The organism is Mesobacillus maritimus, from assembly GCF_044803185.1.
Classification (GTDB): domain Bacteria; phylum Bacillota; class Bacilli; order Bacillales; family Cytobacillaceae; genus Mesobacillus_B; species Mesobacillus_B maritimus_B.
In genome coordinates this window covers 2109890-2123709 of record NZ_CP085225.1, presented here as the reverse complement: position 1 = coordinate 2123709, position 13820 = coordinate 2109890, and the positions used below count along the sequence as shown (strand labels likewise).

The following is a 13820-nucleotide window of genomic DNA, read 5'->3' as shown; positions in this document are numbered from 1 at the left end:
TGGCAGGTAGATGAAATGGCTATGACCAAGAGAAATCCCCTAGCATGTTCTAAAGAGAACTGAACAAACTAGGGGATTTTTATTTTCGTATGATTGTCTCTTGCTTCCTTAATAAAGGGTAGACTTATAATCTTTTTGTAGTGCCTCGTCCAGTTCTTTTTCTGTTTTGTTGGGTAGCTTCGAATGCGCTAAGAGGATCTTCGCTGCATTTGGCAATGTGTCCTTTTGACTCCAGGTTTCTGGTTCCCATAATCCTGAACGCTTCATGGCTTTTGCACAATGGATAAAGCATTCCTCGACTTCAATACCAATTCCGATAAGCGGTTTCTTCCCGTTAACGGCCATTCGTTCAAGGAGGGCATCGTCTTTCACCAAAGAAGCATTTCCATTCACTCGTAACGTTTCGCCTAACCCGGGAATGAAAAACAGTAGACCTGCTTTTGGATTCGATAATATATTCCGCATCGTATCCATTCGTTTATTGCCAGGTCGTTCTGGAATCACAAGATGCTTATCATCAAGGATAAGCGCAAATCCTGGCTGGTCTCCCCGAGGAGAAACATCACTAAATCCTGATGCGTCAGCAGTAGAAATCACTAGAAAAGGGGATCGCGAAATAAAATCCTGACAATGTTCATCTAGATAGGGAATCACCTTTCTTTTCACAAGCTCACTAGACTCCCCTAGCATCGAACGTAGTTCCTCTTCACTTTCGATTTTTTCTTTCCATGTAAAATTAGACATCTTGTCTCTCCCCTTGCTTCCTGCGTATGGAATCGGCAACGATAAGGCCACTTTCTACTTGGATGCGCACTAGTTTTTGTATCGGGATAAAGGAGTAATCAAGCTCCCGCTCTAGGGCCTCACAATACTCTTTTAAAAAGCGCTCCCCCTTATTATGGGTTGCTTGTAGTTTCCTGATGGCCTCTTCCTCGTTCGTTTCTTGTCTGTGCAGTCTGTCTAGTTCATATTCGCATGAGCGAACCGTTAACCCCAAGTATAATCCGTTATAAAACTTTGCACCATGTAGGTTATCAAAAACTTCAGCTATTTTAGCAGGCCTATCAAATTCAGGATTGCTTTCCGCCCATTTGATTTTCGCTTCACTTCCGTTAAGTATGTACTGGATAACCTCATCTACAAGTTTAATAAATGGATTTTGGTCGGTAATAAAAGGCCGAACTTCATTCAATAGTTGATCCAAGCTAGCAAAATGAGCTTGGGACATTTCTACACTTTTTATAATCGCTTCTTTCCGTGTCATCTCACACTCTCTCATATCCTCGGTACGAGAATCGAAGAAATAGGGCAACTCCGTCAGCAACGTTACACAGTCACTTGTGATGGCTGAGGCGTAGTCTGAACTCGAAGTACCGTTTTTAATATTCGGAGTCTCCCCTGTGAATTTTTCGGTAAAATCATAGGCATCAGCAATCCTCATCGTTTTAAAAATCGCTGGTGAAAATTTCGTAATAAACGGCTCCTCTGGCTCTCCTAAACTTAAGGGAATCTCTTGTTTTAGTGCTGATTTCCTTAGCGGTTCATATAACTCAGGAAGATCATGTGTGAGATACCAATAAGCCCCGCCAAACCCAGCATTATGGAGCGAATACATAAAGTCAGGCTTCGTCACTTGAATTAATTTCATCAATGCCTGAGTTTCAGGGAGCGAGTCATGGAAGTGAAGTTCCTTATAATCAATCGGAAACGTCCATTCCACCTGTTCGTAGCCGATGGGACGATAATAATTCTTTGTATACGAATAGACATTGAACGGTCCTTTAAACCAGTTTTCATTCAAACGAACACCATCGGGATCAATACATTTGATAATGTACCAGGTAAAACCTAAGCCTTCTCGCAACTCATCATTTTCAGCTAAAGCACGAGAAAAGTACTCAAGGGTCATCGCACCAATCGGTTCATTAGGGTGAGGACAGGCAAAGCACAACGCATTCTTTGGTCCATCCCCAATTTTCATACATAAAATTGAATGCCCCGCTCGTGATTTTCCAGCTTCAAACACGGTGACAATGTCAGGAAACTCTTCAGCCAGTTTTCGACTGCTCTCATCTAGTTCATCTACTGTTAAAAAAGCCTTGTAATCGGGAACTTGGTCCACTACAGATTGAAAATTCATGTAAAGGTTTCCTTTCAGCTGAGTTGTTCAGACTTTTTACTTTGTCCTTATTAGTAAATATACAAAATAAGGCGCACTTAAAATTGAGACAATAATGCCCACGGGAATTTCGGTTGGAGCTAACAAATTTTTCCCAATCGTATCAGACACCATTAATAGCAATGCTCCCAGTAGTGTTGAGACCGGGATAATATATTGATGCAATGGCCCCATTATTTTTCTAGCTATATGCGGAATTACCAATCCTAAAAAAGCAATTCCCCCACCTGCTGCGACAGACGCACCAGCTAATGCCACAGCTACAAACAATAAGAACATCCTCTCTCTTTCAACCGATGTCCCTAAACCTGAAGCAACCTCATCTCCTAAATTCATCACATTGAGAGAATGGGCTTTTTGAAGAGCAATCGGAATTAAGATCAACATCCATGGTAATAAGGCAAATACCATATTCCAATTGGCGTTCCAAATATCCCCTGTCAGCCAAACCGTCGCTTGGCGGAAATCTTGCGGATCCATTTTTAATTGAAAAATCGTTAGAAAAGCAGCAAATCCAGCGTTGACACCAATCCCCACCAAGACGAGTCGAATCGGGTTCACGCCCTTTTTCCACGCTAAGGCATAAATAAGAATGGCAGCCCCAATCGCTCCAATTAATGCCGCAAAAGGCATGATAATAAAGGATAACGCACTCGTTGGATCAAGCTGGCCCTTATAAAAGTAAAGGAATAAGACGACCGCAAGACCAGCCCCGGTATTGATTCCTAGTATCCCAGGGTCGGCAAGCTCATTTTGCGTAATTCCTTGCAAGATGACACCAGATACTGCAAGTCCAGCACCGATAAGCAACGCCAACACAATCCCTGGTAAACGGAAATCAAACAAAACGAGCTCCTGCCGAGCCGTACCTTGGTTTAAGAATGTTTTGATGACCTCACTTGGGGCGATTTTAATGACACCCGTACTTAAGCTGACAAAAAACATCACCACAATCAAAGCGACTAACAGGACGAGAACGACCGATAATTTCTTCTTTTTCTTCATTTCCATTTGATTCATTATTTTCCACCCCCACTACCGCGAGCTAAGTACAGGAAGAATGGTACGCCAATAAGGGAGGTAATCGCTCCAACAGGTGTTTCAAAGGGAGCATTGACCAATCTTGAAACAACATCAGATAAAACCAGTAGCAACGCTCCAAACAGGATGCTGGTTGGAATGATCCAGCGATAATCGGTTCCGATTATAAATCTCGTAATATGGGGAACAATGAGTCCGACAAAACCAACAACTCCTGCAACAGAAACGGCTGCCCCTGTGAGGATTAATATGGTAAGAATTCCAAGAACCTTAATCAACAGGTTATTTTGCCCTAACCCAGTAGCGATGTCTTCGCCTAAACTAAGTACGGTGATTGATTTCGAAATGGACAGCGCAAGCAACAAACCAATCACGCCGGAAATCATTAAAATCTGAACGGAAGACCAGCTGGTTCCATTTAGCCCCCCTGCAAGCCAAAAGCCCATTTCTTTTTCTAAATTAAAATGCAGGGAGATAATCGAAGAAACCGACCGTAACATCGTTCCAATTGCTACACCTGCTAGCGCTAATTTTACAGGCGTTAACCCACCAGCTGAAAACGATCCAATTGTAAAGATGAGGGCAACAGCGAGACCAGCACCTACAAAAGAAGAACCAATGAGCCCCATGCTTGAAATACCGGGAACAAAGGCTAGCATCAACACAAGGGCGAACGCTGAACCGTCCGTCACCCCCATAATCGAAGGGGATGCCAATGGGTTTCGCGTCATTCCTTGCATAATCGCACCAGAGACGGCAAGAAAAGCACCTACAAAGGCGGCAGCTACGGCCCGAGGTAACCGGAGTTCTTGGATGACCTGATGAGCGGTTAGCTCAGGGTTAAATTGAAAAACAGCTTGCCACACTGTTGTAAAATCAATGTTCGTTGTTCCATAGGAAACGGATACACCAATGGAAAGAATTAAAGCAAGAAAGGTGATGAGATTGATGATGATTTTTGTCGTGTTCGAATGATGAATAAATGATCGCATTGCTCTCTCCTGTTTCTACAAAGTTCTTTAATTTGTCATAAAAGAAACCAACTTCTAATTGACTATGTAATTGAAAATGATTATCATTGACAGAGAAATTATACCATAAAGGAGAAATACATATGAAAAAGAATGTGAAGTTTCGTCGACTTTTTTCCACTATCGTCTTGGGTTTACTTGTCCTTATTATCTCTGCGTGTGGAAACAATGATTCATCCCCTGATCCTGAACCACAAGGTGAGAATGAAAACACCGAAGTGACACTTGATTCGGCAATGGGTGAAGTCACGATTCCGGCAAATGCTGAAAGAATAATGGCTCCTTATCATGAAGATGCTTTATTGGCATTAGGGGTCACCCCAGTAGCAAAATGGGCCATTGGCCAAAGTGTCCAAGACTATTTAGAGGAAGATTTGAAGGATGTTCCAACCATTGAATGGAATCTCCCATTAGAGCAGGTACTAAGTCATGAGCCAGACTTGATTATTTTACAAAATAATATGGACAGCTACGAGGGGACATTTGACGATTATAATAAAATTGCTCCAACTTATGCCATGAAAGAAGAAACAGTTGCAGACTGGCGTAACCAAATTGAAACGTTCGGAATCATTCTTGGCAAAGAAGATGAGGCTCAGAAACTGTTAAGCGATTACGAGGAAAAAGTTGAAGCTGCGCGTGGACAGTTAGCTGAAGCACTTGGCGATGAAACAGCAGCTGTAATTTGGGCCGCTGGAAATCAATTCTTTTTGTTTGAACAAAACCGTCACAGTGCAGAGGTTCTCTACTCTGAATTAGGAGTAAAACAGCCCAAACTTATTGAAGAATTGGGTGAGGCTGATGCTGCTTCATGGAACCCTATTTCAGTGGAGAAGCTTTCTGAGCTTGATGCCGATCATGTATTTCTTTTAGCCTTAGAAGGTGAACAAGGAATTCAAACATTAGAAGATAGCTCTGTATGGCAAAGTACACCGGCTGCTAAAAATGGAAATGTGCATATTTTTAACGACCCAAGTAATTGGACAAATAAAGGACTCATCGCTTCTCAAAAAACGATTGATGATGTTTTGAGTGCTGTAGGGGAATAGATTTTAATAATGTGCAGTCTTAGCCTTGAATTGCGAGTATCTTATCTATATTAAATGCTGTCCCCTCTCTCGAGCGGGACAGCATTTTTTTCTAATAGTATCACTTGTTAAATGTGTCAATTTTTCAAATGATAACGAGTATCATTGACTATAACGCCCAAAGCAAATAATATAATGGTATACATTTCGGTCGCACATGTGTGTTTTAGTTGCGCACAAGGGGGGGAGATTCCGATGCATTCATTATCAGCAAAGGATTTAACATTAGGTTACGGAGAAACAACGATCATTGATCATTTAGATATAGAAATTCCTAAAGGGGAAATCACGGTATTAATTGGCGGAAATGGTTGTGGGAAATCAACCTTATTACGTTCTTTGGCACGGTTGCTTAAGCCTAAAACGGGGAATGTTCTTTTAAATGGCGAGGAAATTGCCAAGATGAAAACAAAGGATATTGCCAAAAAGCTTGCTATCCTGCCTCAAAGCCCAGTTACACCTGAGGGTTTGACCGTATATGAGCTTGTGAAACAAGGCAGACACCCACACAGGTCAATGATGAAGCAATGGACAAAAGAAGATGAAAATGCTGTTCACCAAGCGCTTGAATCAACAAATATCCTGCATCTACAAGATCGTGCGGTTGATTCATTGTCAGGCGGTCAACGCCAACGGGCATGGATTGCGTTAACCTTGGCACAGCAAACCGATATCATTTTATTAGATGAACCTACTACCTATTTAGATATGACCCATCAAATCGAAATCCTCGATTTATTGTTTGACTTAAACGAGCAAAAAGGCCATACCGTTGTGATGGTGTTGCATGATTTAAACCTTGCTAGTCGCTATGCTCATCATATGGTGGCTGTGAAAGATAAAAAGATTTACGCACAAGGGAAGCCTGAGGATATCATCACATGTGAGTTAGTCCACGACGTTTTCCAAATGAAGTGTAATATTTCTTGTGATCCGATTTTTGGAACTCCAGTATGCGTACCACACGGAAAAGGACGTTCGATTGCACCGAAGCAACCGAAACGAGTTTCGGTTGTATAGTGAAACAAAGGGACGGTTTCTTTAGTTTCCTTGGCAGTTGCTGCTAAGGAAGCTAAGAGACCGTCCCTTTCTTTTTGGAGGCCATTTTTCTGTGCCATTCATGGTATTGGGCTTCATGTGGGCGCTTCATGGTGACCGTTTTTATTTGCTGTCCACTATTTTGGGCTCCATGAACGCTTCATGGTGACCGTTTTTCCTTGGCGTCCTTCATTTTGGGCTCCATGAACGCTTCATGGTGACCGTTTTTCCTTGGCGCTCTTCATTTTGGTCACCATGAACGCTTCATGGTGACCGTTTTTCCTTGGCGTCCTTCATTTTGGGCTCCATGAACGCTTCATGGCGACCGTTTTTCCTTGGCGCTCTTCATTTTGGGCTCCATGAACTCTTCATGGCGACCGTTTTTCACTGCTGTTCATCATTTTGGGCTCTATGAACGCTTCATGGCGACCGTTTTTCCTTGGCGCTCTTCATTTTGGGCTCCATGAACTCTTCATGGTGACCGTTTTTATTTGCTGTCCACTATTTTGGGCTTCATGAACGCTTCATGGTGACCGTTTTTCCTTGGCGCTCTTCATTTTGGGCTCCATGAACGCTTCATGGTGACCGTTTTTCCTTGGCGTCCTTCATTTTGGGCTCCATGAACGCTTCATGGCGACCGTTTTTCCTTGGCGTCCTTCATTTTAGGCTCTATGAACGCTTCATGGTGACCGTTTTTCCCTCCCGTACATCTCTTCGGGCTTCATCATGACGCTTTCATTTCGGTGGTACAAACGCATCGCCTCATCCTTCCCTAGCGATTTTTTATTTTACAATAATTTCCTAGAAAATGGGGACTACTATTTTTCACAGCATTCGGAGGGCTCTTTTCCTCTCTACCCCCTATCATTGTATATGAATTATTCTTTTTCACTAATACCCACTTCTATTTCCTTGAGTTCATTTTCGACTATTTCTCTTATCTCCTCACTAGCATGCTTTCCCTCGTTCATAAGTTCTCTTACTAATTTTTTTAGCTCAGCGGCGCCAAAATTATCCTTCTCATCAATCTTGTTTAGTGCCTGGGCGGCTTCATTCATTACCTTTTCACATTTTTCCTTTACCGATTGTGAAACAGTTGATGTGCTTTCATTCACGATTTCAGAAAGCTCTCCTAATTTATTCGTTAACTCATTCTTCATTTCTGCTGTTTTATTTTTTCCTTTAGTCAGCTGATTACCGATGTCTTCTCGTACTTCATCGCCTGATTTTGGAGACACAAGTAATGTAGCTGTCGCTCCAACAGCAGCTCCAACAACTGTACCTAGTGCAAGACCTTTTTGTTTATTCATTCCAATCAGCTCCCTTTCTAGTATCTATCTATTCTATTACCTAATTTCCTATTGTTGAAACTTCCTTTTGTTTTCTAGCTTCCACTAAACCCTTAAACGATGGTTTTATTATCTAAATAAAACATTTTTATTCTAATTGGAAGAGCTTACTAGAAAAGGTAAAATAGAAGTAGACAGATAAACTTAAACTTCTGCAAATTGTTCTTCCAATCTTTTGTAAAGGAGAAAAAACGATGGAATTATCAGAAGTAAATTGGGCTCTAGTTGCGCCATTAATCGGGATTCAAGTGATTCTCATCATTATCGCATTATTAGACCTATCGAAAGCTGAAAAAACGAACGGTCCTAAATGGATGTGGGTTCTCATCTCTCTCTTCATTAGTATTATTGGTCCAATTTTGTATTTCACGATTGGCAAAAGGCACGATTAAAAATCGCTTTCCTAATAGGGGGATGAAGAATGAAAATGGTTGAGGTAAAATCATTAACCAAAGCATTTAGCAATCATATGGCCGTAAAAGACCTGTCCTTTAAAATCGAAGAAGGCCGATGTGTCGCTTTACTCGGTCCGAATGGTGCGGGAAAAACAACCACACTGGAAATGCTCGCAGGCTTGCAAAAACCAACAAAAGGTACCATCTCGTTTTTGGATGCTAAAAAAGGGGATTACCGAGAGCAGATTGGCTATTTGTCCCAACAGCCTGTTTTCTTTCCTTGGATGAATGCCGTAGAATTCCTCTTATTTATGGGAGAATTATCGGGATTATCAAAGGCCGAAGCGATGAATCGTGCACATGAAATGCTTGAGGTCGTGGGTTTGGCAGATAGCAAAAAGCGCAGGATTGGCGGATATTCAGGTGGCATGAAGCAGCGCCTTGGGATCGCCCAGGCAATGATTCATGAACCAAAGCTGCTGATGCTTGATGAGCCAGTTTCAGCACTAGATCCTGTTGGACGCAGAGAAGTTCTTGAAATGATGAAAAAGCTGAAAGAAAAAATGACGATTCTCTTTTCAACCCATATCCTCCATGATGCCGAGGAAATTTGTGATGATGTCATTATGATTCACGATGGAGAGTTAGCCATTACCGGTTCCCTTCCCGAACTCCGCCGCAAGCATCAGGAGGATGTCATCATGATTTCTGCTGAGGAAAACCTAGAAGGTTGGATACAGAGCATTGAAGCATGGGATGTTGTTTCCAAGGTTGTCTTGAAAGATGGCACAATGGAGATCTTTGTAAAGGACGTAACCGAGGGCCGAAGCAAACTTCTCGCGGAAATTACAGAAAAAGAGATACCTGTCACAAGTTTTACTGTGGGTCATACGACGCTCGAGGATCTGTTCATGAAGGTGGTGGGAAAATGAGGAAATGGTCTGTTTTATTTCGTAAAGAATGGCTAGAAATGTCTCGTAACTATAAGATTATCTGGATTCCGCTTGTGTTTATTTTATTCGGACTCTTACAGCCGGTGACCAATTACTATATGCCCGACATCTTAAAAAACGCTAGCGATCTCCCAGAAGGAACCATCATTGAAATCCCCCTCCCCTCAAGCGGAGAAGTTCTCGCCCAGACACTTGGTCAGTTTAATCAGATGGGCGTGCTCATTCTTGTCCTCGCTTTTATGGGCATCGTTTCAGCTGAACGAAAAAGTGGGATGATTAAAGCGATTCTCGTCAAGCCTATTAATTATTCTTCATATATTACCGCAAAATGGTTGAGTGCTCTCCTTCTTAGCGCTGTAGCGGTAGCTCTTGGCATGCTCGCATCGTGGTACTATACCGAAATATTAATAGATCAGTATCCTTTTATCGATTTGGTTAAAGGCACTGGGCTCTATTTTGTTTGGATTTTATTTATAGTAACGTTCACTATTTACCTGAGCAGTCTTTTAAAAAGCAGTGGGCTTGTAGCCGCATTTGCGCTTTTAGTGAGTATTCTTTTATCGCTTTCAACTTCGCTCCTCGGTAAATGGATGGAATGGAGTCCTGCCCAACTTACAACGGCCGCTTCCTCCTATTTGGTGGATGGAAGTGTTGATGGCCCCCTCCTTCTCCCACTTGGGATAACTGGATTATTAGTGGTCTTATTTCTTTACCTCTCTACCACACACTGGCAAAGGAAATAAGAGTCGTTAATCAAATTCACTAGTCGTGTTATTTCTTTAAAATGATAAAGAAAAAGGATAGGTGAGCAGTACCAACTATGCTCAATCTATCCTTTTTGTACACCTAAAACAAACGGTCGCGCCGTTTGTTCAAATGTAATTGTTACATGCTCACATCTCATTTTTGAATGTTTAACTTCTAGTAATTTTCAACAATTCCTCCTAGAGAAGCAGCTTTAATACTAGGCTCTTTCATAATTTCTAAGATTTCATCTTTAGTCCCGTAAACGACCACTCCTAAAATTTCAATTTCCTCCATATTTACATTTTTAATCGTGTTGTATGCTTTCTGATGTCTACTTGAAACACTGGTTTGAAGCAAGTCAAGAAAATTTCCATACTCATATGCCAAATCAGTTGTTGAAGGATAAGTGGAATTGGTGGAAAAACCTAAAGCTTCATGTTCATGAATAAACGTTGAAGACCAATCATGTTCTTTTGCTTCTTTTTGCAACGTTTTTATTTGGTTATCGGTATAGGTGTTTATCCAAAACCACGTCATTTCTGGTAGCTCAATAGAAAACAACTCACTTTGCTTGTATGGCTTATCAAATGAAAGTGCTACCTCATATATTTTTTCCCCTTGCATACTTTGAATCAAATCTGAATCATTTTTGTATTTTTTATAAGTCACATCGGGATGGAAAAACACCATATCTCTCCAACCGTTTTCTTTATATCTGAATTGCCAATCCTCTCCTGTAACCCCTATACTGCCTCCTGAACCTCTTGAAATCAAAACAGATGGAATCAGACCAAATGGATATTGCTTTTGTTCGATGACGAGTGATTTAAATTTCATGTCCTTTGAAACCTTATAGGTGCTAATTCCTCCTAAAAAACCTCTTGAATCAACGGTTTCACTTATATAGCCATTAGGGGTGCTTAGTCGGACATAAGCATCCCACTGTTTAAATGCCTTTTGGCTATAATAAGCAGAAATAGCGAAATTCAATATGTTCAAGACAACAAATACTAAAATAGAAACTAAAACAATTGTAATAATCGTCTTCGTTTTGCCTTTTTTTATCGCCTTATTTATCTTCTTTTCATCAAAAATATCCAAATCATCTGTATATTTACTCATGAAGATTCCTCCACTTCATTTGAAATTCTTTTCTTGCTCGAAATAAATAAGTCCTAATGGTTTCTTCCTTCATGCCTAGTAATAACCCTATCTCTTTATAACTTAATTCAAGTTCATATTTTATTAATAAAAGTTGCTTGTAGACTTCTTGTAACTGATTTAAAGTATGTAAAATTTCATGATTCATTTCAATCCTCAACACACTAGATTCGGTATCATCGTCATTCTCGAAATTATTCCAGAAGCGATCATCATTAATAGAAACGACCTGTTCTTTTCCTTTTTTCTTTAAGATTTTTTTAAATTCATTCATAGAAATAGAAAAAATATAAGAAAGGGCTTTGTCTGAAGAAACACCGCTACTGTATGTGATATATTTCATATAACTTTCTTGAACAATATCTTCTGCATCTTCATGGCTACATCCGTTCTTTTTTAAATAAAAATAAATCATTTTAGCTTGCTTATGATATAATTCCAAAAGCTGAGAATCCATAGTTCCTCCCCTCTAAAAGCTTCTATAAATACAGAGTCCTTTCCCCTAAAAAAGTTTACAGCAAAATTGAAATAAATTTATAACATTTAGTAAAAAAAATGAATTGTTCAAATGTAAACTGCTTCCAATTGAAACTTTCTGAAATTCCATCCGTATTACCAGATAATAGTAAAAATAGGAAAGGTGGTCTTTTTTGCATGCTCAATCAAACGGTTACGGAACGATTGGATCTTTTTAAGGAAATTTACTCAGAGCTTTATTCTGCATTAAAGTGGAAAAGTGACAAACGGTCCCTTATGCTAATAGCCGCAATGTATGTGACCAATTCAAAGGAATTTCAGTTAGAGCGTTTCCTAGAACTAGCAGATTATATTAAAAATGAAGTTGGGCTTTTTTCACAATTAAGATCTACACACCGCTTTACTGTGGCTGCTACATTGGAAACAACAACAGGTAACCCTAAAGAAAATTTCTCTCATTTTCTTGATATCTATCAAAAATTAATAAAAAACGGCTACAGCCGAGCGATTTATTCCTATATTGCTGCAGGTACTCTACTTAAAATCGATCCTCACCGAGTGGAAGAATATGTCCAAAAAACAGTCGATGTATATCGAGGAATGAAGGAGCATCATCCTTTCCTAACAAACTCGGGAGATTATCCTTTAGCTTCAATCCTTGCCGCTTCTTCTGATAAAAATAAAGAAGAGATGATTCTACATGTAGAGGATCATTACTACGCTTTAAAGAAAATAGGCTTTACAATTGGAAATGACCTGCAGTTTTTAAGTCATATTCTTGCTTTAAATGAAGACCAAAATCCTGATGAGAGTGCAGAAAAATGCTTGGAAGTGAAAACTCTACTTGAAAAGGCAAATTTTAAATCAAAGAAAATTTATTATCCGTATATCGGTATGCTAAGCTATTTAGATCAAGTCGAGAGTGAAATCCCGCAACTCTATGCCATTTATGATGATTTAAATAATGATCGCCTTTTTAAATGGAATAAGGATATTAATTTTATGCTAAGTGTTTTATTTTTAATGAGCGATAAAGCGCTGCTAACAGATGCTGCAACGACTGGACTAAACACAACGATCGAAGTCTTACTTCAAGCTCAACAAGCAGCGATGACAGCAAGCATTACCGCTGCAGCTGCAGCGAACAACTCAAATAGTGGTGGATAACACACAGAAGCCGTTTCCTTATTAGGATACGGCTTTCTTTGAGTACAAGAATTCAGTTCTGAGAATGCCACTTGGAATGGGTTTTTCCATGACATTCCCCCCTTTACATTTCCTTCCTTACGTTGTAGAATTTCTATATACATAAAATCTCTAGGTAGGTGAAAAGATGTTTAATCGGGAATTGGTGAAAGGCAGTACCTCCCTTTTGTTGCTTCAGCTCCTTGAGGAACGAGACATGTACGGCTATGAGCTCGTTAAAGAACTAGAGAAGCGCAGTGGAAATGAATTTTCCGTTAAGGAAGGGACATTGTATCCGGCTCTACACAAGCTTGAAAAGCAGGAATATATTGAGTGCTATTGGCAAGAACAAGAAAAAGGACCTGCTCGGAAGTATTATCGGATTACGGACGCAGGCAAAGAAATGCTTCTTGAAAAAACCAATGAGTGGAATAACTTTGTTTCTGTCATGAACAAGTTGATGGGGAGAAAAAATCATGGAACGACTAAAGAATGAGTTCCTAACCGATTTGTCAAATGGTCTCGGAGATCATCCAGATAAAAATTCAATCCTAGCAGAATATGATGCACATCTTGATGAACTCCTTGTTAGCCTCCATCACTTGGAGGATGAAACAAAAATGCGTTCACACATTTATTCTAGGGTCGGGAGTCCTGAAGAGATTGCAGCGATGTGGAAGGAAGAACTTTCGGTGACACCCAGCAATATGAAATGGTTGTTTATCCTCGTGAACATTCTTTTTTTTGCAGGTGGAGGTGCCCTCACCCTCGCACATAATTTGTTTGATTGGAATTGGCTAACGAACCTATGGTTCAAACTAACTTCCTTTCCAATCCTAATCGCTTTCGTATACATGCTCTTTTGGGCCCTACTTGGCTATGAAATTGGCAGAGGCTTTGGACATAAAGGCAAAAAGTTGATGACGCGGACGTTCATTCTCGCCTTAATTCCAAACTTAACACTCATGGTGTTAACGGTATTCCACATCATTCCTCACGAATGGTTTTATCCATTATTGAAGGAAACGTTTATTGGAGTCTGCATTTTGCTCACGATTCTTTTATACCCACTGTGCTTGATTAGCTACAAATGGGGAAAAAAAGCTTCTGTCTAAGCTTTTTTTTGAATATATACATAGAAATTCTATATACAAAGAAAATCTAATTAATTATTGG

At 40.2% G+C, this 13820-nt stretch carries 15 protein-coding genes; 8 read left to right on the top strand and 7 right to left on the bottom strand.

The genetic code is table 11. The annotated features are described in order from the left end of the window. Positions 1 to 108: 108 nt before the first annotated feature. The 4 genes from LG336_RS10000 to LG336_RS09985 are packed head-to-tail and all read right to left on the bottom strand — an operon-like array spanning position 109 to position 4212. Positions 109 to 744: a pyridoxamine 5'-phosphate oxidase family protein gene (locus LG336_RS10000; protein WP_404332425.1), complete on the bottom strand. Its 636-nt coding sequence runs from the start codon at positions 742 to 744 to the stop codon at positions 109 to 111. Then, positions 737 to 2140 carry a M14 family zinc carboxypeptidase gene (locus tag LG336_RS09995; RefSeq protein ID WP_404332424.1) on the bottom strand — a complete coding sequence of 468 codons (1404 nt, stop codon included), beginning with the start codon at positions 2138 to 2140 and terminating at the stop codon, positions 737 to 739. Before LG336_RS09995 ends, LG336_RS10000 begins: the two co-directional genes overlap by 8 nt. 36 nt (positions 2141 to 2176) lie before the next feature. After that, positions 2177 to 3190: a FecCD family ABC transporter permease gene (locus LG336_RS09990; protein ID WP_404333131.1), complete on the bottom strand. Its 1014-nt coding sequence runs from the start codon at positions 3188 to 3190 to the stop codon at positions 2177 to 2179. Between the two features lie 8 nt (positions 3191 to 3198). Next, positions 3199 to 4212 carry a FecCD family ABC transporter permease gene (locus LG336_RS09985; protein WP_404332423.1) on the bottom strand — a complete coding sequence of 338 codons (1014 nt, stop codon included), beginning with the start codon at positions 4210 to 4212 and terminating at the stop codon, positions 3199 to 3201. 122 nt (positions 4213 to 4334) lie between these two features. On the opposite strand from LG336_RS09985, the gene LG336_RS09980 reads away from it, so the two are divergent. Together LG336_RS09980 and LG336_RS09975 are read left to right on the top strand one after the other, a co-directional pair. After that, positions 4335 to 5300, top strand: coding sequence for an iron-hydroxamate ABC transporter substrate-binding protein (locus tag LG336_RS09980; RefSeq protein ID WP_404332422.1), 966 nt, complete (start codon positions 4335 to 4337; stop codon positions 5298 to 5300). 234 nt (positions 5301 to 5534) lie between these two features. Next, the gene (locus LG336_RS09975) at positions 5535 to 6359 is read left to right on the top strand and encodes an ABC transporter ATP-binding protein (protein WP_404332421.1); all 825 of its coding nucleotides are present in this window, start codon (positions 5535 to 5537) and stop codon (positions 6357 to 6359) included. An 896-nt stretch (positions 6360 to 7255) separates the two neighbouring features. Here the strand turns inward: LG336_RS09975 and LG336_RS09970 are convergent. Next, on the bottom strand, positions 7256 to 7687 hold the full coding sequence (locus LG336_RS09970) for a YtxH domain-containing protein (RefSeq protein WP_404332420.1): 432 nt from the start codon (positions 7685 to 7687) through the stop codon (positions 7256 to 7258). A gap of 233 nt (positions 7688 to 7920) precedes the next feature. Between LG336_RS09970 and LG336_RS09965 the strand changes: the two genes are divergently transcribed. From LG336_RS09965 to LG336_RS09955, 3 genes are read left to right on the top strand one after another with little or no spacing between them, the layout of a single operon-like run. Further along, entirely contained in the window at positions 7921 to 8118 is a 198-nt protein-coding gene (locus tag LG336_RS09965) for a PLD nuclease N-terminal domain-containing protein (protein WP_404332419.1), read from the top strand. A gap of 29 nt (positions 8119 to 8147) precedes the next feature. Continuing rightward, positions 8148 to 9053, top strand: a complete 906-nt coding sequence (locus tag LG336_RS09960) for an ATP-binding cassette domain-containing protein (protein WP_404332418.1) — start codon at positions 8148 to 8150, stop codon at positions 9051 to 9053. After that, a complete protein-coding gene (locus LG336_RS09955; RefSeq protein ID WP_404332417.1) occupies positions 9050 to 9817 on the top strand; it encodes an ABC transporter permease subunit in 768 nt (255 codons plus the stop codon). Before LG336_RS09960 ends, LG336_RS09955 begins: the two co-directional genes overlap by 4 nt. A 178-nt stretch (positions 9818 to 9995) precedes the next feature. Here the strand turns inward: LG336_RS09955 and LG336_RS09950 are convergent, their stop codons facing one another. Beyond that, positions 9996 to 10943, bottom strand: coding sequence for an anti sigma factor C-terminal domain-containing protein (locus LG336_RS09950; protein ID WP_404332416.1), 948 nt, complete (start codon positions 10941 to 10943; stop codon positions 9996 to 9998). Next, on the bottom strand, positions 10936 to 11439 hold the full coding sequence (locus LG336_RS09945) for an RNA polymerase sigma factor (RefSeq protein ID WP_404332415.1): 504 nt from the start codon (positions 11437 to 11439) through the stop codon (positions 10936 to 10938). The genes LG336_RS09950 and LG336_RS09945 overlap by 8 nt, the downstream gene beginning before the upstream one ends. Positions 11440 to 11636: 197 nt before the next feature. Between LG336_RS09945 and LG336_RS09940 the strand changes: the two genes are divergently transcribed. From LG336_RS09940 to LG336_RS09930, 3 genes are all read left to right on the top strand, one after another. Next, positions 11637 to 12626 (top strand): DUF4003 family protein, encoded by a 990-nt coding sequence (locus tag LG336_RS09940; RefSeq protein ID WP_404332414.1) that lies wholly within the window; start codon positions 11637 to 11639, stop codon positions 12624 to 12626. A gap of 166 nt (positions 12627 to 12792) precedes the next feature. After that, positions 12793 to 13140, top strand: a complete 348-nt coding sequence (locus LG336_RS09935) for a PadR family transcriptional regulator (RefSeq protein WP_404332413.1) — start codon at positions 12793 to 12795, stop codon at positions 13138 to 13140. Further along, entirely contained in the window at positions 13121 to 13759 is a 639-nt protein-coding gene (locus LG336_RS09930) for a hypothetical protein (RefSeq protein ID WP_404332412.1), read from the top strand. The genes LG336_RS09935 and LG336_RS09930 overlap by 20 nt, the downstream gene beginning before the upstream one ends. Positions 13760 to 13820: the final 61 nt, after the last annotated feature.